The following is a 22589-nucleotide window of genomic DNA, read 5'->3' on the forward strand; positions in this document are numbered from 1 at the left end:
TAGTATAAACTTACTTAGAATTTTGTCAATCAGAAATGTGGTTTTCATATGTTATCAATAGAACATCTTTATTTTTCCTATCAAGGTCAACCGCCTTATGTGTTAAATGACCTTAATTTACATATTCACAGTGGTGATTATATATCCATCGTTGGGGATAATGGGTGTGGTAAAAGTACCTTGCTCCGTCTCATTTTAGGTTTTCTTACCCCTGTAAAAGGCTCTATCAAGCGAAGCACCAATAATATTCGGTATGTGTCTCAAAAAAATGACTTCTCTCACGCAGGCTTTCCTATTACGGTAAAAGAAATCCTCGATTCCTACCGTAAACTTTTAAAGATTAAGGATAAACAGGAAGTCAATCGCGTATTAGAGCTTACCCATATGACGGAATTTAAAGACCGTCTCATCAGCAAACTTTCAGGTGGACAAGCTCAGCGTGTATCTATCGCCCGCGCCCTCATCGGTAAGCCTGACCTCATCATCCTCGATGAGCCTTCAACAGGTATCGATAGAAAAAGCCAAGAGGGCATCTATGCTCTACTTCGAAATTTGAACCAAGAGCACCATATTACGATTATCTCTGTTGAGCACAATATCGAAATGGCTCTCGCCAACTCTACCAATATCTACCATATTGCAAATGGTCAAGGTCACCTTTGCTCCCCTGAGCAATATGCTAGTGAAATCATGCACAGTACAGGTCGCAATCCAATAGATCACAAAAACTGCTCCTGTTTCACAGATGTAACAACAGAGTCTCAGGCTCAGGCCGATGATACCACAATTGAGGAGGTGCACCATGTTTAATTATGATTTCATGCAAAATGCCTTCTTCGTAGCGATTTGTATTTCTCTTTTATGTCCATGTATTGGTATCTTCATGGTGCTACGCCGTTCCAGTATGATTGGGGACACCATGAGTCATGCATCTCTAGCAGGTATTACGCTAGGTTTATTGACGAATACTAATCCAATTTTAGGGGCTTTTATCTTTACTGCTATCTGCGGTGCACTCATCGAGTTCTTGCGAAAATATTTTTCACACCATCTCGATTTGATTCTTACTATAATCTTATCCCTCAGCATTGGTACAGCTATTACGCTTATTAGCTCAGGCAAACTAAAGGCTAACGCAAATGTATTCTTTTTTGGTAGCATCCTAACGGTAAACGCAACTGATATGATTAGTATTGCTGTGCTTACAATCTTATCTGTACTCACCTTATATTTCCTATACAACTCACTTCTTTACATCGCCTATGATGAAGAGGCCGCTCGTGTAGCAGGTGTTAAGGTAGATTTTATTAACTATATCTTTGCCATCTTAATGGCTGCAGCCGTATCAATTTCTATTAAAATTGTTGGTGTCCTCGTATTGAGTGCCATGATTGCGTTACCTGTAGCATCTGCATTACAATTAGAAAAAGGATTTAAAATAACTTTATTATGCTCCATTGGATTTAGCTTGCTCGCTATGATCATTGGACTCTTTGGATCCTACTTCCTTAACGTAGCACCTGGTGGCTTCGTGTCCCTAACGTCGGTAGGTATTTTACTGGTAGTGTTAGTCATTAAAAATATTCGCACCATCATACGACGCTTTCAGTTTAGTAGATAAGCTAAAACAATAATTTATATATTTAGGCATAAATATTATAGCTAGTTAGAGTAATATAACTAGTTAGAGTCAAATAATACAGCTAGTAGATTAAAAAATATAACTAGTTAAATATAAAAATATATCTAACCAAATGCGATAGCATATTTGATATTCTATTAGCCATATAAGTCATTTAACTATACAGGTGTATAGCATGTTTAGTATTAAAATAGAATCGAAAGAGAGCTATGAATACAACAACTTGGCCAGAAGGCATAAAAAAGACCAAACAGCGCGAAGCCATTTGGTCTGTATTAACAACTACAGATAAACCCATTACAGCCCTTGAAATCGCAGAACGCTTAGGTGACGGTAGCACTACTTGGATGTCTACTATCTACCGTACACTTGAACTATTAGAAACTAAGGGTATCGTTACACGTACCACGCTCATGGGTAGTGATATGGCATATTATGAAATCACCCCTCATACACACCGCCACTATGCTGTATGTACGAGCTGTGGTGCTATGATACCACTCCATACCTGTCCTGTCGTAGAAATGCCTAAAGAACTCAGCAAAGCAGGATTTACTGTGACGGAACATCACTTAGAGATTGCTGGAATCTGTAGAAACTGTAAGGATAAAAATAAATAACAAAAAGGACGTAACACTGTAGTTACGTCCTTTAACGTTTTAGCGTATACTTTGGAATTAACCGTATTTAGCTTTCACCAATTACAGCATCAACGGAGCCACTAAGAAACCGAGTGCTACGGAGATGGCAATAGCAAGTACGCCAGGTATGAAGAACGGATGGTTAAATACGAGTTTACCAATTCGTGTAGAGCCCGTATCGTCCATTTGTACAGCCCCCAAAAGTGTTGGATATGTAGGCAATACAAAGAGTGCAGATACAGCTGCAAAGGATGCGATAATAATATAAACGGATCCTGTGTTCTCTGGTGTAATACCGAGAGCTAGAATTACAGCTGGTACCAAAGCTTGCGTAGTTGCCGCTTGACTATACAACAATGTACTTGCAAAGAAGAACGCTACCGCCAATAGGAACGGATATGCTGTTACCATGCTAGAAGCGAGCGCTTTGATTTCAGGGATATGACCTTTTACAAAGGTATCACCCAACCATGCTACGCCTAGTACACAGACACAAGCGGATAAGCCGGATTTGAATGTACTTGTATTAACAAGTTCTGCTGTATCAAGCTTACAGAAGAATGTGATAGCAGCCGCAATAATCATCATAAAGCCGATGATAGCATCATTTCGACCAAAGATAACTGGTTTAATAATACCAATGTTTTTGGAAATTGCTGTTGCGTAGAATACGATACAAATGATACCAATCAAGAAAATCAATACTGAAGTTTTTGCACCAGGTTTTAAGTGGAAATCAGTGCTTTTTTCACGAGGTGGCGCCACGTGACCTGCCGCCAAACGTTCTTGATACACTGGATCAGAAGATAAATCATTATTCGCAAAGGTAGACATGATAAATGCCGTAATCATAACCCCTACAAATGTTGTGGAAATACAGATGGCGAGCAATGTAGGATAGTTAACACCATATGGCTCAAGGAACCCACTCATAGCAACTACTGCTGCCGATACAGGACTCGCTGTGATACCAATTTGGCTTGCTACAACGGCGATAGATAATGGCACAGATGGCTTAATGTTTTCACTTTTCGCCACCTCTACGATTACTGGAATCATAGAGAATGCTGTATGACCAGTACCCGCTAGAATAGTTAAGAAATACGTAACAGTTGGTGCCAAATAGTTGATATGCTTAGGATTTTTACGCAAAATACTTTCAGCAATGCGCACCAAATAATCAAGACCGCCGGCTAACTGTAAGGCACAGATGGCTGCGATAGCAGACATGATAATCAGAATTACATCCCATGGAATCTGTCCCGGAAACATCCCCATACCAAGGCTTAACAACACAACCCCAAGGCCGCCAGCGTAACCGATGCCCATGCCACCTAGGCGAACACCGAGGAAGATGGCACCAAATAAAATAATAACTTGCATAATTACATAAATGTCCATACGATGACCTCCTTTATACATATATAGTATCATAGATATGCTAAATAATCATCGAATTTTGGCAATGTATAGTCTATAGTTTAAAATATGACGAAATTTCGATATGTTATGCAAAAAAACTACACCCCATTGCCTTAAACTACTAACAAAAGACAATAGGTGTAGCTTTTCAATAATTAATTTAGCATTATAAAATAATTGGGCGCATATCTTCAAGTATCCCCTCTTCCTCAGTTGCACGTTGGATACTTTCACCTACAATACGAACCATGTCCTCTAATTGTTCCACAGTCGATGCCAATGGAGGCATAAGGATAACCACGTCGCCAATAGGGCGGCAAATAAGACCTTGTTCACGGGCAAGGATTGCCACCTTAGCACCTACCGCATCATTTGGGCGATACGCTTCGTGGGTGGACACATCTTTTTCAAGTTCAATACCTACGATGAGACCCCGCTGACGAACCTCTTTCACATGCTTCAAAGATTTAATAGGTTCTAAGGCCTTTGTGAAAGCTTCTACTTTAGCAGGCAATTGTTCAATTACCTTTTCATCACGGAATACTTTCAAAGAAGCCAACGCAACGGCACAGGCCAAGGCATTACCAGTATAGGAGTGACCATGATAGAATGTTTTCTTTTCCTCAAAGGTGCCGAGGAATGCATCGAATACGCGTTGTGTAGTCAATGTTGCTGCTAATGGAAGGTACCCACCAGTGATGCCTTTGGATAAGGTCATAAAATCTGGAGATACTCCTTCATGTTCGCAAGCAAAGAATTTGCCAGTTCGGCCAAAGCCAGTAGCTACTTCGTCAACGATGAGGAATACATCGTGTTGTTCTGTTAACTCACGAACCCGTTTCAAATAACCGTGAGGCATTACGAGCATGCCTGCCGCTGCTTGCACCAATGGTTCCATAACAAGAGCTGTAATTTCATCGCCTTCTTTGTTAAGGATGCGTTCCAATTCAGTCAACGACTCTTCAAAAGCTTTATCTCGATCTGCCAAATCTCTATACACACCAGGGCTTGGCAATGTTAATGGTTTAAATAATAGATTATGGAATACTTGGTGAAATAATTGAATACCACCTACGGATACGGTACCTAATGTATCCCCATGATAGCCTGCATTGAGGGCAATGAACTTAGTCTTTTTCGTTTGCCCTACTTGTTGACGGTATTGGTACGCCATTTTAATAGCCACTTCGATAGCTGTACTGCCATCATCAGAGAGGAATACTTTATCTAAGCCTTCTGGAGCAAGCTCTACAAGTTCTTTACACAATTGTGCAGACGGAGGACTTACGAGGCCTAATAACGTGCTATGCGCAATTTTATCGATTTGATCCTTCAATGCTTGGTTCAATACAGGATGGTTGTGACCATGAATATTAACCCACAAAGAGGATACACCATCGTAATACTTTTTACCGTTCTCATCGATGAGGTATACCCCCTCACCGCGTTCAATTACTACTGGTTCTTGTGCTAGCCAATCTTGCATTTGTGTAAATGGATGCCATACAAACTCGTGGTCCCATTGTGCTGCTTGTGAAAGCTGTTTCTCTGCCATTTCGTCACCTCATACTTACTAAGTTTACAAACTATAACTCTCTATCACATATACCTTATATAAACTAAATTAAGTTGCCCAATCTAAGGTATGCTAAATCACAAATTTAATACGTCTCAAAATTACTGTTAATATGTACTCAATATCACTTCTAACATATATTAACTTGCTATAGCTAATATAAAATCAGCCAATTATTATTTATAGACCTAATACTGTGTTCCATAATTCCTTAGAATCAATAAAAGATCGAGCCCAACCAAGTTGAACCTTTTGAATATCCGGACCTTGGTATGGCGGCACTACAGCTACTACAGGAACACCTGTGTAACGCTCCATATCTGCCACATTTGTTTTCAACAAAAACAGATCTACAGCTGTTGTATCATTTACGATAATAGCTTTCACCTCGATACCATGCAACTTAGCATATTCGCAAGTCAAAACGGCGCGATTAATAGATCCAAGACGACCATCTGCTACAACAATAGCTGGTAATTTGATATCTTTCATAAAATCCGTGAAAGTTTTATCTCCATAGAGAGGGGTCGTGATACCGCCTGCACCTTCTACAAAGGTTATGTCATAGCGACTCACTACATCTAATGTATGTTCTACAAGGCCATCATAGTCAATCTCGATACCAGCCAATTCCGCTGCAAGGCGAGGAGAGAAATCACCGGCTATAGCATAAGGATTCACTTCATGACGACGAGATTCAGGAATACCTGCGGAGCGCATCAAATGTGTTGCATCTTTACTCTCAAGGCCAATATTATAATTATCCTCATCCATCGTCACACATTCAGGGAAAGGAACTGCACTAGAAGACACAGGTTTCACCATACCAACAGCAAAGCCATCGTCTACAGCCATCGCCCCCAATAACCCTGTCACAAACGTCTTACCTACATCTGTATCTGTACCAATTATAGAAATACCTAACTGCTTCATACAAAGCTCCTCTCAAGCGAATACTTACTGCCGCATAGGTTAACTAATTTATATGATTAAGTTTACAATCTAATTACAATATACAGCGAAAAGGAATATATAGTCAACCTATTATTACGCTTAAGGTTTACCATAATAGGACTATATGGGGCCCGAATACATTAGTGAGACCCTAGTTAAAAATCACAGAACCTAGCTCATCGCTCCAAAGCGAGCTAAGTCGCGCTTTACTAGGTTCTGTGATTTTTATGGCTGTACTTATGTAATAGTCCCATATAGTCCTACCATCAACCTTAAATGCGAAAATAATAGGTTGGCTATATAGAGAGCAAGAAAAGAGAATGGCTAAGCCATTCCCTTTCTCTGTTCACTCTTGATGCGGCAAAATTACGCTAACTCGTTAATAGACATTCAGATTTGATGGGACTAATTCATAGGTACAGTTAGAAAAAGGGCGATAACTAACCGACTAGCGACTTAGCTCGCTTTGGAGCGTAGAGGTTAGTTATCGTTCTTTTTCACCTAAATGTACAAATCAACTTGGGCCCCATCAAATCTTAGCCTAGATTTCGAGGTAGCGAAATTCACCTGTATCAGGATCCATCATACCTCCATAGAACCCCATTCCTTTTGGAAATAGTGGATGGTGGCGTAGGAAGTTAACTGTATAAATTACATTGTCTTCAGAGATATGGAATCGATCCATCCAGTCGATAAGGCCCGGTTCAATCATGCGAATAGCATCTTCACTAATACCTTTCGCTTTCATAGATTCCATGAATGTTGTAGCAGAAAAATCAATCATACCGCAGTTTTCATGACCGATGATTAGCACATCTTCAATTTCCATACCATAGGTAGCAACGAGCAAGCTTTGCACAATGTTATCGATAGGTTGTGTTACACTATTTCCTGCAGTTTTGATGACAATTATCTCACCTCGATTAAAGCCTAGTGCTTCTTCTAGCATACCTACTAAGCGGGTATCCATACAAGTTACGATGCCTAACTTTTTTGTAGGATGGCTTGTTAGCCCCGCCTTTGGTAGCTCAGGGTGTTGTTTCACATATTCTTTATTGGTTTCAATTATTTTTGTAATATCAATCATAAGGGTCCTCACTTTATATACTCTATTTCCACCTGAAATAGATTCTATTCATTATATACACCTTATTCATCACAAAACAAGTTTAAATTTCAACTTATAAATTATTATTATGAATTTTACGATTATACAAAATCTTTAACTCAATAATATTAACTCCTATCTTATAATTTGTTTTTATTTATATTAATCATATAAAAACTTCAAAAATGCGATGAATATTCTGTATAATTCTGACATATATAGTAGATTTAAAAACCCTTCCTATGGTACTATTAACACTATAGAAAGCAAACGCCACATGATACCGCATATGACGTGAACTGTATGTACAGTAAGGAGGTTTTATAATGGGTATCAATCAAAAAACGTTGCCAGGCATTTTGCTCTGTGCCATTCTCGCTATTCCTTGTTGGCTACTAGGACAGCAATTTCATCTAGTAGGTAGTCCAATCTTTGCCATCATTTTAGGTATAATTATCGGTTCTATCTTCACCTCTTGGAAACGGGAAAAAACAGGTGCTGGCATTGGATTTACATCCAAAAAGATTTTACAGTGGGCCGTTATTTTGTTGGGCTTTGGTCTTAACATTACACAGATTCTACATGTAGGTTGGATTTCTTTACCTGTCATCATTTCTACCATCGCTACATCGTTAATCGTATCCTATGTTATTTATCGATTAACCCATATTGACTCTAACTCAGCAGTCCTCATTGGTGTTGGTTCATCCATTTGTGGTGGTTCCGCTATTGCTGCAGCGGCACCAGTTATTAAAGCAGAGGATCATGATATTGCACAAGCAATCTCTGTTGTATTCTTCTTCAATGTGGTAGCCGCCTTCGTATTCCCTCAATTAGGCGACGCCATTGGGCTCTCTAACATGGGCTTTGGATTGTTCGCTGGTACTGCAGTTAACGATACTTCTTCTGTAACAGCAACAGCTGCTGTATGGGATAGTATGAAAGGTACGGGCACTCAAGTTTTGGAATATGCTACTATCGTAAAGCTAACACGTACCCTAGCTATTATTCCTATATGTTTAGGCCTCGCTAGTTATCAAGTATACAAAGCCAAGAAAAATGCCTCTCAGACAGATGGTGCAAACGTTAGTATTGCTAAGATTTTCCCAAGATTCGTTTTATACTTTGTACTTTGCTCCCTTATCACAACAGCATTATCCTATGCTAATGTAGATATTCAATTCTTGAGTATCTTCAAAACAATTTCCAAATACTTTATTACAATGGCCATGGTAGCAATCGGCCTTAATACAAATATTGTAAAATTATTAAAATCCGGCGGCTCTGCTCTAGCCTTAGGTGCTTGTTGCTGGATTGCTATTTCTGTCGTAAGCCTTATGGCACAACATATGATAGGTTTATGGTAGAAAATATACATATATTGTATATTATGTTATAATTATATATGAATAGAATAGTAAGGACCCCTCCAGTAATGGAGGGGTTTCGTGCTACTATTCACCTTATTAGTACTTTATCATACCATAGTCAGGAGGGTTAATATGTACTTCTTACAAGGACTTCTTGTCGGCCTCGCTACGTTTGCCCCTGTTGGCATGCAAAACCTCTTCATTATTAATACGGCCTTGGTGCAACCTGTCCGTCGCATTATATTGACGCTAATCATACTAGCGTTTTTTGACATGAGTTTAAGTGCTGCCGCCTTCTATGGTATTGGTGCCGTTCTTGAAATGTGGCCACTCACAAAGCTCATAGTTCTACTCTTTGGGGGCCTCCTCATTGTTTATATGGGCTTTAATATATTTAAAACTGAACCAGACATGCGCAATGTGGACACACATATTCCGATTAGAAAAATTATTGTCTCAGCCATTGCGGTATCATGGGGCAATCCTCAAGCCATTCTAGATGCGACAATGATGCTCGGTGCTTTTCAAGCTAATATTCCAAAAGAAAGCATCTACCACTTTTTCGCTGGTTTCTTAGTTATGACACCAATTTGGTTTGGTTCTCTAGCTACTACAATGCATCTACTAGCTAAAAAAATTAAAATTACTCATATGGCATGGATTAACCGTTTCTGTGGTTCGGTTCTCGTCATTTACGGTATCAAACTATGTATTGATGGCTTCATGATGTTAAGAGACTTTTTGTAAGGTTATAGTCATAGATACAAAGAGAAGTCTAAATCACTAATACCATCATAACTATATAAGAAAAATACAAATAGATGATGTACAAAAAAGAAAAAAGTCGTTAGCAAGTTGCTAACGACTTTTTCATTTATAATCTCATTTATAATTCTTCAAGTACCTGCCGGAACATATCTCTAAGAGCTACAATATACGAATTATTTTGATTTCGTTGCGATATAAAGTAGTAGTGGCGTTCCATAGGTTTACTATGATTCGTCAACACCTTACGTTCGATACCTGGCATAGGATCTGTTAAGTATTTAAAACAATCTAATAGTAATAGCCCTTGCTGCCCTGCAACCAGGTATCGTGCTTCTTCTAACGTACGAGCATAAGCGAAGGCACCATTATAACCTATGGCCTTACGATAGTGTTCCTCTTCAGACAAGGTATATTTCCCGCGACACAATAAAATAAGTGGTAAATCATCGATATGCTTTAGTTCTACACAATCTTCATTAGTATATCCTTGTGGTACCTCTATAAATGTAGTGGCTTTATCAATTAAATGACTTTCAAAATCATCAGACAAAATTTGCCATTGATCATTAAATACTACATCTACACGACGATCGCTGAGCATGCCATATAGCTCTTCATGACTGCCGCTGTACATACGAATATCTAAATTTTTATAACGCTTTGCCATGCGAATCACAGTTTGCTGCATAGCAATCCCACTATAACGGTTCAAATAGCCAATGCGCAAACTCACCCGTGCATCTGTACCAATGCGCGTCGTTTCTACCTTAATATCATGGAACCGTTCTAATAACTTCTTACCAGATCGATATAAATATTGTCCTGCTGGTGTTAGATAAAAACTTCGTTTCTCTCGAACCATTAATTCAACACCAAGGCTATTTTCAAGAGCTTTGATTTGCTGAGATATAGCAGATTGAGATACATATTGCTCTGTTGCAGCTTGTGTAAAACTATTATTATCTACTACACATACAAAATACTCTAATTGTTTTAATAACATAACGATGCACTCTCATCTCTCTTACGGATTAGACAAATCAATACCTTTGAAACATTTCGCAACATACAGCCCCATATTGGAGTTTGCTATACGTTTTCTCTACATAGTATCTTACATAGAATCTATAGTATCTATCGATTCTCTACATAGTACTAAATATATTTAACTATGTCTAAAACGGTGAAAGCAGATCAGCTATGATGATTAACTTTCACTGGGAATAACTAAACTACGATAAATAAACAGTGCCGCTACAAAGAATATAGCTGCTGTAGACCAAAATACTGCCCCGTACCCAAAGGCACGAGCAATCATGCCACTAAGGACAGGCCCCAATACATTTCCCATCATGGCTACACTGGACACTGCACCAAACACGATACCTCGGCGCTCAATAGGAACAGCCTTGGATATGAGCGTATTCGCAATCGGTGTAATAAAGCCCATGAAGAATCCTGCAATGGCACGGAATATACCAAGTCCCCATATGCTAGGCATTATATATTGAAGTATAAACAAAGTCCCTACAGCCCATGTAGCAGTAAAAACAATACGAGGCATGGTTAAACGTTCTGTTATCTTGCCAATGGAGATTGAAGCTAAAGCACTAAACAAACCGGCGCCAAAGATGATTATACCAACAATAGTGGCTACAAACTCATCATTCATATGCATATAGTGCTTAATGTATAGTGGTAAAATGGGGCCAATACCGGTAATACCAAAATTACATAGAAACAATAGCCCTACCAAGAGGCGAACACGAGGTATGACCAAAAAGGATTTAATTAGAGACAGCTGCGACTCTCTAGCATCTACCTTATGCTCAAACTGTAGATTAGGCATGAATAGATAAATCCCTAACATACAAAGCCCTGTTAAGGCTGAGAACATAATAAATGGTGCGCGATAACCTAATAAGTCCGCCGCCAAACCACCCATGAGTGGTCCAAATACGAGACCCATAACCATGGAGGCTTGATATAAACCCATTGCCCAAGGTACCTTATCCTCAGGAGTTACGAGAATAATAATAGCCAATCCTATTGGAACATAGCCCCCTACCACACCTTGCAAGATACGTAACATCAATAACTGCCATGGTGTTTGTGTAAAAGCACAGGCGCCAACAGTCACCATCAGGGTAAACAAGATGAACATCATTACCTTACGTGGACCAAGCTGATTTGCCTTACGCGACCAATAGGGAGCACTCAGTGCCACCATACAAGGCGTTACACCTGATACAAGACCTGCCCACATGGCCGCTTCCCCTGGATCATGCAGGCCTAGCTCAGCTAAAAATAACGGAAGGAAGGATAATACACCGATAATTGTTATACCCCCACCAACCTGTATAGTACAGATTAGGTATATAATTCGTTTCCAAGAAGAATCCATAATATCCTTCTTTCTTATTTGAAATTACCTATAAAGGTAGTAATATACATATCGATATGAGCTAAAGAATACTATAATACAAAAGAAATGTTTATAGAACAGATTTTTATTCTTACCTCAAAAGAATGCAACAGCATATATTTACATAAATCCATAGAATATATACTTATAATTCTATTGTATCGCAAACAACCTAAAAAGACCATCGCTTATACCCATAAGGGTCAGCGATGGTCTTTTTTATCGTGTGATTCTCCTACTTTTACCAAAGAAAGAGATGCCTACGATATATTATTTTTGTTTGAACATCCAATAAATATAGTAAATAACAAGCGCATAAGTCACTACGTCAAATACAGGTAAGAATGGCACCATTTTAGATAAACGTCCAAATCCATGAACATGGATATTTGCCGCAATAATAGCAACAAGATTCAAGCGATGAATCCAGATTGCTTTTTTACGAGATACAGATTTTGCCATATTCCCTATCCAAGGTGTTAAGTATAATACCGCAAAGATAAGAGCAATAAACATAGCCACAAGGGAGATATAACCTCCCCAGAAGCCTAAGAAGGATTTCAAAGCTTTCAAAAAGTATACATACCAGTGTGCACATACGAGAACCACACTAACAATACCTACGATGCGATGAATTTCAAACATTTCTTTTGGATTGTATCGTTTGATAAACCATTTTGGTTTTGTTGCAATGTATGTTAATACAAGCCATGCCACATAAGGAATAAGGCCTAAGTGAACCTTCCAATTGCCGAATGGTCTACCACCTGTTACATAACCATATTCCACCATCCCCATAAATATTAAGGATAAAACTGCAATCCAAATTAAAATATGGTATTTACTCTTAAACTGTTTTTTTACAACTTCTGCCATAATAAACCTCTCTATGTCTTATATATACAATCTACAACTATACATCTAGTTTGGCCTAATGTAGCATGCTAATAAAACACTCTCACCCTATAGCATTCTACTTAGAACTAATTACTGATTAAATTAGAATTTAAAGTTAAGATCCGCACGATAGTAATCATTTACGCGATTACCCTCTTGTGTTTTAGCATTGAAACCGTAGTATGCATTAATGCCGATATTTTTCTCTGGTGCGTAGGATGCACCTAATTGCCATGCTTTATAACCTTCATACCGTGTTTTCTTTAATAAATCATTAGATTCATATTTTTGTGTTTTAAATACAGGTGCATTCTTAGCTTGATCAAAGTAATCTAATCGGATAGCCCAAGAGTTCTTCTTATTAATTTTATAGTCGCCCCATTTAACGCCAACGTTCCAAATATCGGAATCACTCAAGCCAGATGCTTTTACCCACTCACCATCAATACCAAATTTACCAATATTATACTTAGCATTAAATCCATATACATTATCGAATTCGTTATTTTTCTTGCCATTACCCATACGTACATTCGTTGTACCTACATGAGCAAACATACCACCAAAACCAAAGCGATCATTAACAGCTACATTAGCATTGATAAGACCTACATCACCATTATCAGCTTTACTAGTCTTAGCAAAACGACCTGCTGTCATGTAACCATAAGCGCCATTTAATGTAACTTTATCACCAAGCTTAGCTGTAGCGCCTACCCCATCAAAGTTAGAGCTATAAATCAAGCCACCACCAAATTTTTGAGTATAGCGACCCGCATCGACCACAACATTTTTACCGAATTTGTGCTCTACATATGCTAAATCCCAATTAGCTTGTGCCTCTTTAGAGCTATCACCTAGTTCAATAGAGCCTGTTGTAATACGTGCTTTAACAGATGTATTTTTATTAACCTTTGCATCAAGACCTAAACGTACACGAGCTGTGATTTTATCTTCGTAATCATAACCATCGATACCCTCTTTACCGATATAATTGATACGAGCATCACCAGTAACTTTGACATTGCCTACTTGATCTTCCAATTTAGCTACACGCACACCGAGTGTATTCAATTCATTGGAAAACTCATCAGCTAAGCGATTCAACATAGCTTGTTGTTCTGCATTAGCACGGTCTTGGTTAGCCATACCTTTTGCAATCATTTGGGCCATTTCATAACGAGTAATGTTATTTTGACCTTTGAAAGTACCATCTGGATAACCATTGATAATACCCGCTGTAGCTAATTGATCTACAGCTTGATAAGCCCAGCTATCGGACGGAACATCGGAAAATGGGTTAACAGCAAAGGCTGTAGCCACACCCATCATGGCTGCTACTGCAAAAGCACTAGTCATTTTACGTTTAATCATGATAAACCTCACACAATAAAATAAGAAAGAATAAAATGAGTAGACAATGAATATATGAAGTTCATTATCATTATCACATGTAACATAAAGATAATAACAACTTTCATTAATTGAGTAAAGAGAAAATGTATATCAATCTCACAATTATATATACCTTTGACTAATAATATGCCCTATTTAATTTCCTAAATAATAAAAATATAACGAGAAAATCCCTTCTGTTTAACACAGAAGGGATTTGTATGTATCTTATTATCTCTTTTTAAACATCAAGTAGATACAGTAGATAACAAGGCCGTACGTGATAATATCAAATACTTGTAAGAATGGTACCATTTTGGAAATACGATTAAAACCATGAATATGGATATCTGCAGCAACTAATGCTACAAGATTTAAGCGATGAAGCCAAATGCCCACATTACGACCAGAAGCTGTAACTTTTCTAAGTTTTGGAGTTAAGAACGCAAGGCCAGAAATTGTGCCAATACCAAAGGAAGTAAGTGCCACATAGCCACCCCACCAACCGAGGATGGATTTAGCTGCTTTACCAAAATAGAGATATAAATGAAACCCAATAACAGCTACAGATGCAATACCTAGTGCACGGTGAATCTTGAACATTTCACCCAAATTATAACGGCTTGTAAACCATTTAGGTCTAGTTGCCAAATAAGTCATAACAATCCATGCACACCAAGGTACAAGACCTGTATAGACTTTATAGTTACCAAAGGCACGACCACCCACGATATAGCCCCACTCTAGTAAACCGATCATAATTAAAGAAAATACAGCAATCCATATAAAGATATGGTAAATACTCTTATACTGTTTCGTTTCCACTTGATTCATTGTAAACCTCTCTAAAATAATACCTATAAAATATCTAATTTACTTAATATATTTTATCATTTAAATCGAAATCTGTAGATTACTTATATTAGATAAATAGCATTTATTATAAGAATAATTCTAAATTAGAATACTATTCGACTTTAATTATAATACTATATACAGCACCCCCATATATTATCATTAGTATTTTGATTTAGCTTAGAACAAAAAAATAACATACTCAAACAAAAAGCCCCTTGTACTAGTCAGCATAAGCTTTCACCAATACAAGGGGCAAAGGATTAATTTGTCATATTATAAAGAGCATGCAAATCAATCATTATCCTAATTATTTTTCATCTCGTTTACGATATACAATGAACGGACGTGTTAAGTAGTTGAGTGGAACACTCAAGCAGTGTACCAAACGGCTGAATGGGAAGATAATAGCAACCACCATCCATGCCAACATGTGGAATTTAAACATGAATGGTACGCCTTCCATCAAGGATGGATCAGGCATAAAGGATAGTAAGCTACGGAACCATGGGCCGATGGATACACGGTAGTCAAAGAAGCCAGATGCATTAAGCAATGTACCAGCCATACCACTAAAGATAGCTAATGTTAAGAATAAATATAACCATTTATCAAGGCCAGATGTATTTACTTTCATAGCAGGTACAGTAAAGCGACGTTTCATCAAGAGCAAGAAACCAACGATGAAGATGATACCCGCTACAGCACCCATATATAATGCACCTTCATGGTACATATGGTCATTGATACCCAAAGCTGCAGTCCAAGCTTTAGGTACTAATACACCTACTACGTGACCGCCGATAACGCATAGCAAACCAAAGTGGAACAATGGATTGGCAATACGTAATTGTTTTTTCTCTAAAAATTCACTTGATTTTGTAGTCCAGTTTCTTTCAAAGTAGAAGAAACGAACAAGTGTGCCTACGATTAAGAAGGTAAACGCAATATATGGCAAAGCGCCCCATAAAAATAGATTCATCGTGCACCGTCCTCCAATCCATTTGCAACCGACAATATGATATCAAATAAGAATGCATAGGTCAGTTTTGCTTCGATCAATCGATCCCTAATATATTCTAGCTTTGGTTTACAATAATCATACACTTCACGAGCCTTTTCAGGTTCGATAACAGCGCATAACTCTAGAATAGCTGGAATATAGTCAGGCATCTCCTTTGGTAAATCATAGCCATTTTCTAGGAAGAAGGCTTTATATTTAACGAGTTCCTCTGCTTGTTCCCCTGTACCTTGCAATTCATAAGTTGATAAGTACATTGTTGTATTACGACTGAAGTCAAAGATACGTACGTATTGGTCTTCAAAGGCCTTACGATCCGTTTCTTCAATGTAATCAAAGAACTCTAACAATCCTTGGCGAAGTTGAGGATGCTCAACAGAGCGAGTATCCTCTTTCCATTCACCAAGTTCATTGTACCAAGATTCATCTGGATACCGAAGCAAAAAAGAAGCAATGAGAGCTATTTTTTGTGCATCATCCATTATGGCAACCCCCTGTCGGGCATGCAAAACCACGATTGTGTTGCATTTCTAAGCGACCTTCGCGAGATACATTAACATCGGATGGGATAACAAAACGATCATTATATTTAGACAAGGCTAACAATTTGTACATAGCATACATTTGCTCTTCTGTAAGATCTACTTCATGAGCGATTGCTTCATCACCTGTTTCACGGCGACGCATGTATTCACGCATATCGAGAATGCGTTGTAATACACGAGCTAAAATATCTGTATTACCAGCAGTAAACATATTAGCTAAGTATTGTACAGGCACGCGCATTTCATGTGCATCTGGCAAGTATACATCAGATGTAACACGTTGTAAAATTGGGCTGAGCGGTGGCACATACCAAACCATTGGCAATGTGCGATACTCTGGATGCAATGGCAATGCAACGCCCCATTCTTTTACAAGCTTGTAAACAGGAGATTTTTTAGCTGCTTTCAAGAATGCTTCAGAGATACCTGCTTCGCGAGCGGCTTTAATAACCTCTGGATCATTAGGGTCCAAGATTAAATCTACTGTATTTTGGTAGATGTCTTGTTCATCCTTCGTAGCTGCCATTTCTTGAACTTTGTCCATATCGTATAAGACTACACCAACATAGCGCATACGACCTACACATGTTTCAGCGCATATTTGAGGCAGACCATTTTCCAAACGAGGATAACAGAATACACATTTTTCAGCTTTATTCGTTTCCCAGTTATAGAAGATTTTTTTGTATGGGCAAGATGGAACGCAATGTCTCCAACCGCGGCATACATCTTGAGAAACAAGTACAACACCATCTTCATCACGCTTGTAGATAGCACCGGATGGGCATGCTGCTACACATGCAGGATTCAAACAGTGGTTACAAAGACGTGGTAAATAACGCATGAATACTTCTTCGTAGTCAAATACGATATCATCACCCATCTTAGCCAAGTTCACATCTTCCCGTGCATGATGACCACCAGCCAAATCATCATCCCAGTTAGGGCCCCATGTTACTTCCATTTTTTGCTTTGTTAACAAAGAACGAGGACGTGCTACAGGTTGATTATTTTTACGACCGGTATGAATCAATGTTTCATAATCGTATGTCCAAGGTTCAAAGTAATCCGTAATTTCTGGTTGTTCTGGATGATAGAACAACTTCATCAATCGAGAGCCTTTAGAGCCTGTGGAAAGCGCCAAATTACCGCTTTTATCGAGAGTCCAGCCACCCTTCCATTTCTCTTGGTTTTCCCAATTACGTGGGTAACCTACGCCAGGGCGGGTTTCCACGTTATTAAAGTACATATATTCCGCGCCTTCGCGGTTCGTCCATGTATTTTTACAAGTAATAGAGCATGTATGACAGCCTAAACACTTGTCCAAATTTAGGACCATGGATACTTGAGCTTTAATCTTCAAGCCAATCCACCTCCTTCAATTTACGAGCCACAATTGTCATATCACGTTGGTTACCAGTTGGGCCATAGTAGTTAAAGCCATAGCTCAATTGACCATAACCGCCGATCATGTGTGTCGGCTTCATGTGAATATGTGTTGGCGCATTGTGTGTACCACCGCGACGATCTTTCTTAACTTGCGTACCAGGAACGTTGATGTGACGGTCTTGGGAGTGATGCATATAAGAAATGCCACGAGGAATACGTGGAGATACAACTGCACGAGCTGCAACTACACCATTTTTATTGAAAGCTTCTACCCAGTCATTATCTTGAACACCAATTTCTGCTGCATCATCTTCGTTAAGCCAAATTGTTTGGCCTCCGCGGAATAATGTTAACATTTGTTGGCTATCAAAGTACATACTATGTGTAGACCACTTATTATGTGGTGTTAAGTATTTCAACGTAATTTCTGGAATACCTTCTTGTTTATAATCACCTTGTACTGGTTTATATGACAATACAGGTTTGTACAATGCCATAGCTTCGCCATAGTCGCGCATCATTTCATGATCACAATAGAACGATTGACGACCTGTTACAGTACGGAATGGTACCTTATCTTCTGTAGATGTTGTAAATGGGGAATAACGACGGTTTTTATCGTTCTTACCTGTACTTGTTACAGAGCTAATGATAAAGCGTGGTTGACGAACCATGTCATCGAAAGTAATCTTTTCTTGTTCGCGACCTTTTGCATTCTTTTCAAGCCCAGAAAGACCTGTTTTTTCTTCCATCGCTTTCCAAGAACGAACCGCTAATTTACCATTTGTACAAGAAGATAATGTTAATACAACATTACAAGCTTCCTTACATTCGTAAATGCTTGGACGGCCATGAGAAATGAAGTCTGGATTATCAATCGTACCATTTTGACCATACAATGTTTGATATTCGTCAGATACATCCCACGCCAAACCGTGAGCACCCATTTTATTTTCGATATTAGGTCCTAAAGCAATGTATTTTTCAAAGATTTGACTGTAATCGCGTTTTACATGAACGAGGTTCGGCATTGTTTTACCAGGGATTGGTTCACATTCGCCTTTACTCCAATCAAGAACTTTACCTTCTGGTTGCGCTACTTCGCCTGGGCTATCATGGCCAAGTGGAGTAGCTACAATATCTTCATATTCTGTAAAGCCAGATTCTTTTGCTACGCGAGATACTGTTTCTGCAAGAGTGCGGAATGTATCCCAGTCGGATTTAGTTTCCCATGCGCAATCAACAGCTGCTTGGAATACATGTACATATGGATGCATGTCCGTAGAAGACAAGTCTTCTTTTTCATACCATGTAGCTGCGGGGAACACGATATCAGAATATAAACCTGTAGACGCCATACGGAAGTCGATATCAATTAAGAGATCAAGCTTACCCGCACCATCTGCTTCACGCCATTTAATTTCTTCTGGGCGTGTAGGAGCATCATCATCTTCCAATACGGCATTTTTTGTGCCTAATAAATGTTTCAAGAAGTATTCGTGGCCTTTAGAAGAAGAACCGATAAGGTTCGCACGCCATACAAACAAGTTACGTGGATGGTTTTCTTTAGCTGCTGGATCCTCTACACAGAATTGTAAATCTTTATTTTTCAAGGCTTGTGCCACATATTGGTTGATTTCCGCTTCTGTACTAGCACCGGCTGCACGAGCATCATTAATCAATTCTTGGCTACCTTTATTGAAAGTAGGATAGGATGGCAACCAACCTAAACGAGCTGCTAAGACGTTGTAATCCCCAGGATGGCGATAGCGAGGTTTAGCCAATTTAGATACGCGGTCTGCCAAGTCGATGCAGTCAGAACGATATTGTTCTGTAGCAAAGTAGAACCAAGATGTACCATTTTGCAAACGAGGAGCCTTACTCCAGTCATTGGCAGTCATGATACCACCCCAACCTTCAACAGGACGAAGCTTTTCTTGACCTACGTAGTGGGCCCAACCACCGCCGTTAACGCCTTCTGTACCACAGAACATGATAAGGTTCAAAATAGTACGGTAAATAACATCGGCATGGTACCAGTGGTTGATACCACCGCCCATGATAATCATGGAACGACCTTTCGTTTTTTCAGCATTATCTGCAAATTCACGTGCTGTAGCAATAGCAATGTCCGCTTTTACGCCAGTGATTTTTTCTTGCCATGTAGGTGTGTATGGAGTGTCATCAGTATAGCTTGTAGCCACTTCACCACCGATACCACGGTCAATACCGTAGTTAGCAAGAATGAGGTCATACACTGTAGTTACTTTCACAGGACCATCTGCAGTTTGTACCGTAATAGTAGGAATAGCACGTTCAATAACACCTTCGTGCTCTTCATCACCAAAGTACGGCAATTTAACAATCGTCACATCTTCCCGTTGATCAAACACGGATAAGCGAGGATCAATTTTAGCTCCTGTGTCGCGATTTTCAAGTCGTAAATTCCATTTTTGTGGGTTCGTGTGACGTTCACCCATTGTACCATTAGGTACAACGATTTCATTTGTTAATTCATCAATCAATACCATTTGGAAGTCAGCGCCTTCCTCTTGGCGACCTAAGTCCTTAGCATTCAAGAAACGGCCTGGTTGAACTGTGCCGTTGATATCTTCAACGCGTACAAGGAATGGCATATCTGTGAACTCTTTTGCATACTCTTTGAAGTATGGAGTTTCTTTGTCGATGTAATATTCTTTTAGGATAACGTGACCCATTGCCATTGCAAGAGCCGCATCGGTACCAGCTTTTACATTGAGCCATGCATCGGAAGAAGTTGTAGATTCCGCATAGTCAGGAGACACGGATACTACTTTAGTACCTTTATAACGAACCTCTGTCAAGAAGTGAGCATCTGGCGTACGGGTCAACGGTACGTTAGAACCCCACGTCATGATGTAACCAGCATTATACCAGTCACCAGATTCAGGTGTATCAGTTTGTTCACCCCAAACTTGAGGGCTGGAAGGTGGCAAATCGGCATACCAGTCATAGAAGGACAATGGTGTGCCACCCATCAAGTTAAGGAAACGAGCCCCTGCTGCATAGGACAACATGGACATCGCAGGAATTACAGAGAAGCCTGCGTTGCGGTCAGGGCCATATGTTTTTGCTGTATATAGTAAGGATGCTGCAGTAATTTCTGTTGCTTCATCCCATGTGGAGCGCACAAAGCCACCCATACCACGGGCTGACTTATATTTTTTCGCTTTTTCAGGATCTTCTACGATAGATTTCCAAGCTTCGATTGGATTCTTAGCATGCTTCTTCGCTTCTCTCCAAAGCTCGACCAATTCGCCACGTACATAAGGATATTTTACGCGCAAAGGGCTATAAAGATACCAAGAGAATGTTGCACCACGAGGGCACCCACGTGGTTCATAATCTGGCATATCATCTGGTGTTTCAGGGTAGTCAATTGCTTGATTTTCCCAGGCTACAACACCGTTTTTGACATAAATATTCCAGCTACAAGAACCAGTACAGTTTACGCCATGCGTTGTGCGGACAACTTTATCGTAAGACCAACGGTCACGATAATAATTTTCCCATTCACGACCTCCATCTTCTGTGATTTGATGGCCGTTTGGAGATACTTCCTTCTTGCGAAGAAACTTAAACTTTTGAGACAACAAGCTCATCTCATGTCCTCCTTCAAAACTACAAAAAAATCCCTTGTGCTAGATGTGCTAACACAAGGGAGAAAATCCTGTTATTCGATATTACTAATATTAGGGTCAATACTATCAACCTCTAAATCAAGTAATCCGATTAAAGCGTCAAAATCACAGATTACTAGATGGTGTTTGTCATAGGCTACATAGCCTAACTTACGTAACTCACTTAACATGCGATTTAAACTTTCTCTTGATGTGGCAGCAAACTCAGCCAATTCTTGATTTGTTAGGGCAATATCAATAAAGATACCATCCTCGCGCTTTACACCATAACTATTGGCTAAGCGCAACAAGGTAGAATAGAATGCTCCCTTCTTGCCGTAAAGTAGCAAGTCCCGGTATTTTGCCTGTTGACGACGCATATGTAAAGTGTAGATTTTCATCATTGCAATAGCCAATGAATGGTCTTTTGCAATAGCCCCTTCCAACACATCATAGCGTATACAATAAACAGAGCAATCCTCCCGAGCAATGGCGTTGAACACATATGTTCTAGTGTTCTCCTCATACAACGGAACCTCACCAATTACATTATTCGGCCCTACTAAACGCAACGCAAAAATGTGCCCGCTAGCTTCGAACTTCTTAATGCTCATTCTACCTTTTACTACTACGTAAAAGTATTCTGCCTTGTCCCCCTCACGGAAGAGAAAATCACCTTTTTTAAGATGTAGTTCCTCACCCGGCAAAGCAAGCAATTGGTTAATTAATTTTTGATCCATACCATTATCACTCCACAGTACTTTTATAACAAAATCCATTAGTTATACTAATCTATTTATAGTAAAAGTACGTATACTATATACTTTTTCGTATATATATGATTATTATAACTTATTAATTTCAGAATATGTGTGTTTTACATCACATTCACAAAAAAAATTACACTATATAATATATCTGT

General features: G+C 39.1%; 19 protein-coding genes. 5 read left to right on the top strand and 14 right to left on the bottom strand.

The genetic code is table 11. The annotated features are described in order from the left end of the window. The first annotated feature begins 48 nt into the window (after positions 1-48). The 3 genes from DW000_RS06490 to DW000_RS06500 all read left to right on the top strand — a co-directional run bounded on the left by DW000_RS06490 (position 49) and on the right by DW000_RS06500 (position 2262). Positions 49-810, top strand: coding sequence for a metal ABC transporter ATP-binding protein (locus tag DW000_RS06490; RefSeq protein WP_118091053.1), 762 nt, complete (start codon positions 49-51; stop codon positions 808-810). Beyond that, complete coding sequence (locus tag DW000_RS06495) at positions 803-1621, top strand: metal ABC transporter permease (RefSeq protein ID WP_120055670.1); 819 nt, start codon at positions 803-805, stop codon at positions 1619-1621. The genes DW000_RS06490 and DW000_RS06495 overlap by 8 nt, the downstream gene beginning before the upstream one ends. Positions 1622-1851: 230 nt before the next feature. Beyond that, positions 1852-2262: a Fur family transcriptional regulator gene (locus tag DW000_RS06500; RefSeq protein ID WP_008603029.1), complete on the top strand. Its 411-nt coding sequence runs from the start codon at positions 1852-1854 to the stop codon at positions 2260-2262. Positions 2263-2343: 81 nt separating this feature from the next. Here the strand turns inward: DW000_RS06500 and DW000_RS06505 are convergent, their stop codons facing one another. The 4 genes from DW000_RS06505 to DW000_RS06520 form a co-directional block, all read right to left on the bottom strand. Beyond that, complete coding sequence (locus DW000_RS06505; RefSeq protein ID WP_008603031.1) at positions 2344-3684, bottom strand: anaerobic C4-dicarboxylate transporter; 1341 nt, start codon at positions 3682-3684, stop codon at positions 2344-2346. A 187-nt stretch (positions 3685-3871) separates the two neighbouring features. Continuing rightward, a complete protein-coding gene (gene bioA / locus DW000_RS06510; protein ID WP_120055672.1) occupies positions 3872-5260 on the bottom strand; it encodes an adenosylmethionine--8-amino-7-oxononanoate transaminase in 1389 nt (462 codons plus the stop codon). Between the two features lie 201 nt (positions 5261-5461). Beyond that, the gene (bioD, locus tag DW000_RS06515; RefSeq protein ID WP_008603035.1) at positions 5462-6214 is read right to left on the bottom strand and encodes a dethiobiotin synthase; all 753 of its coding nucleotides are present in this window, start codon (positions 6212-6214) and stop codon (positions 5462-5464) included. Between the two features lie 562 nt (positions 6215-6776). Next, a complete protein-coding gene (locus DW000_RS06520) occupies positions 6777-7322 on the bottom strand; it encodes a carbonic anhydrase (RefSeq protein ID WP_012863820.1) in 546 nt (181 codons plus the stop codon). A gap of 347 nt (positions 7323-7669) precedes the next feature. Here DW000_RS06520 and DW000_RS06525 point away from each other — a divergent pair, with 347 nt between their 5' ends. After that, positions 7670-8710: a YeiH family protein gene (locus DW000_RS06525; protein WP_024061052.1), complete on the top strand. Its 1041-nt coding sequence runs from the start codon at positions 7670-7672 to the stop codon at positions 8708-8710. A 135-nt stretch (positions 8711-8845) separates the two neighbouring features. Further along, positions 8846-9460, top strand: a complete 615-nt coding sequence (locus DW000_RS06530; RefSeq protein ID WP_004694005.1) for a LysE family transporter — start codon at positions 8846-8848, stop codon at positions 9458-9460. A gap of 139 nt (positions 9461-9599) precedes the next feature. Here DW000_RS06530 and DW000_RS06535 read toward each other — a convergent pair whose 3' ends face one another. The 10 genes from DW000_RS06535 to DW000_RS06580 all read right to left on the bottom strand — a co-directional run bounded on the left by DW000_RS06535 (position 9600) and on the right by DW000_RS06580 (position 22407). Then, positions 9600-10484 carry a LysR family transcriptional regulator gene (locus DW000_RS06535; protein ID WP_120055674.1) on the bottom strand — a complete coding sequence of 295 codons (885 nt, stop codon included), beginning with the start codon at positions 10482-10484 and terminating at the stop codon, positions 9600-9602. Between the two features lie 204 nt (positions 10485-10688). After that, on the bottom strand, positions 10689-11885 hold the full coding sequence (locus DW000_RS06540; RefSeq protein ID WP_120055676.1) for an MFS transporter: 1197 nt from the start codon (positions 11883-11885) through the stop codon (positions 10689-10691). Between the two features lie 291 nt (positions 11886-12176). Next, positions 12177-12782, bottom strand: a complete 606-nt coding sequence (locus tag DW000_RS06545; RefSeq protein WP_120055678.1) for a hypothetical protein — start codon at positions 12780-12782, stop codon at positions 12177-12179. A gap of 123 nt (positions 12783-12905) precedes the next feature. Next, positions 12906-14177: a putative porin gene (locus DW000_RS06550; RefSeq protein WP_120055680.1), complete on the bottom strand. Its 1272-nt coding sequence runs from the start codon at positions 14175-14177 to the stop codon at positions 12906-12908. A 252-nt stretch (positions 14178-14429) separates the two neighbouring features. Continuing rightward, positions 14430-15032 (bottom strand): hypothetical protein, encoded by a 603-nt coding sequence (locus tag DW000_RS06555; protein WP_120055682.1) that lies wholly within the window; start codon positions 15030-15032, stop codon positions 14430-14432. A gap of 331 nt (positions 15033-15363) precedes the next feature. Beyond that, positions 15364-16035 carry a respiratory nitrate reductase subunit gamma gene (narI, locus tag DW000_RS06560; RefSeq protein ID WP_120055684.1) on the bottom strand — a complete coding sequence of 224 codons (672 nt, stop codon included), beginning with the start codon at positions 16033-16035 and terminating at the stop codon, positions 15364-15366. After that, a complete protein-coding gene (narJ, locus tag DW000_RS06565; protein WP_004697895.1) occupies positions 16032-16556 on the bottom strand; it encodes a nitrate reductase molybdenum cofactor assembly chaperone in 525 nt (174 codons plus the stop codon). The genes narI and narJ overlap by 4 nt, the downstream gene beginning before the upstream one ends. Further along, the gene (gene narH / locus DW000_RS06570) at positions 16549-17982 is read right to left on the bottom strand and encodes a nitrate reductase subunit beta (protein ID WP_012863815.1); all 1434 of its coding nucleotides are present in this window, start codon (positions 17980-17982) and stop codon (positions 16549-16551) included. Before narH ends, narJ begins: the two co-directional genes overlap by 8 nt. Beyond that, positions 17972-21649 carry a nitrate reductase subunit alpha gene (locus tag DW000_RS06575; protein ID WP_120055686.1) on the bottom strand — a complete coding sequence of 1226 codons (3678 nt, stop codon included), beginning with the start codon at positions 21647-21649 and terminating at the stop codon, positions 17972-17974. The genes narH and DW000_RS06575 overlap by 11 nt, the downstream gene beginning before the upstream one ends. A gap of 71 nt (positions 21650-21720) precedes the next feature. Beyond that, a complete protein-coding gene (locus DW000_RS06580; RefSeq protein WP_012863813.1) occupies positions 21721-22407 on the bottom strand; it encodes a Crp/Fnr family transcriptional regulator in 687 nt (228 codons plus the stop codon). Positions 22408-22589 lie beyond the last annotated feature (182 nt).

Source organism: Veillonella sp. AF36-20BH (genome assembly GCF_003602765.1).
Classification (GTDB): Bacteria; Bacillota; Negativicutes; order Veillonellales; family Veillonellaceae; genus Veillonella; species Veillonella hominis.

Coding starts and splice junctions, on each gene's coding strand:
- DW000_RS06555 (WP_120055682.1), bottom strand. CDS start 15,032: ATGAATCAAGTGGAAACGAAACAGTATAAGAGTATTTACCATATCTTT.
- DW000_RS06535 (WP_120055674.1), bottom strand. CDS start 10,484: ATGTTATTAAAACAATTAGAGTATTTTGTATGTGTAGTAGATAATAAT.
- DW000_RS06495 (WP_120055670.1), top strand. CDS start 803: ATGTTTAATTATGATTTCATGCAAAATGCCTTCTTCGTAGCGATTTGT.
- narI (WP_120055684.1), bottom strand. CDS start 16,035: ATGAATCTATTTTTATGGGGCGCTTTGCCATATATTGCGTTTACCTTC.
- DW000_RS06505 (WP_008603031.1), bottom strand. CDS start 3,684: ATGGACATTTATGTAATTATGCAAGTTATTATTTTATTTGGTGCCATC.
- DW000_RS06550 (WP_120055680.1), bottom strand. CDS start 14,177: ATGATTAAACGTAAAATGACTAGTGCTTTTGCAGTAGCAGCCATGATG.
- DW000_RS06520 (WP_012863820.1), bottom strand. CDS start 7,322: ATGATTGATATTACAAAAATAATTGAAACCAATAAAGAATATGTGAAA.
- bioA (WP_120055672.1), bottom strand. CDS start 5,260: ATGGCAGAGAAACAGCTTTCACAAGCAGCACAATGGGACCACGAGTTT.
- DW000_RS06530 (WP_004694005.1), top strand. CDS start 8,846: ATGTACTTCTTACAAGGACTTCTTGTCGGCCTCGCTACGTTTGCCCCT.
- DW000_RS06500 (WP_008603029.1), top strand. CDS start 1,852: ATGAATACAACAACTTGGCCAGAAGGCATAAAAAAGACCAAACAGCGC.
- DW000_RS06525 (WP_024061052.1), top strand. CDS start 7,670: ATGGGTATCAATCAAAAAACGTTGCCAGGCATTTTGCTCTGTGCCATT.
- DW000_RS06540 (WP_120055676.1), bottom strand. CDS start 11,885: ATGGATTCTTCTTGGAAACGAATTATATACCTAATCTGTACTATACAG.
- DW000_RS06490 (WP_118091053.1), top strand. CDS start 49: ATGTTATCAATAGAACATCTTTATTTTTCCTATCAAGGTCAACCGCCT.
- DW000_RS06545 (WP_120055678.1), bottom strand. CDS start 12,782: ATGGCAGAAGTTGTAAAAAAACAGTTTAAGAGTAAATACCATATTTTA.
- DW000_RS06580 (WP_012863813.1), bottom strand. CDS start 22,407: ATGGATCAAAAATTAATTAACCAATTGCTTGCTTTGCCGGGTGAGGAA.
- DW000_RS06575 (WP_120055686.1), bottom strand. CDS start 21,649: ATGAGCTTGTTGTCTCAAAAGTTTAAGTTTCTTCGCAAGAAGGAAGTA.
- bioD (WP_008603035.1), bottom strand. CDS start 6,214: ATGAAGCAGTTAGGTATTTCTATAATTGGTACAGATACAGATGTAGGT.
- narJ (WP_004697895.1), bottom strand. CDS start 16,556: ATGGATGATGCACAAAAAATAGCTCTCATTGCTTCTTTTTTGCTTCGG.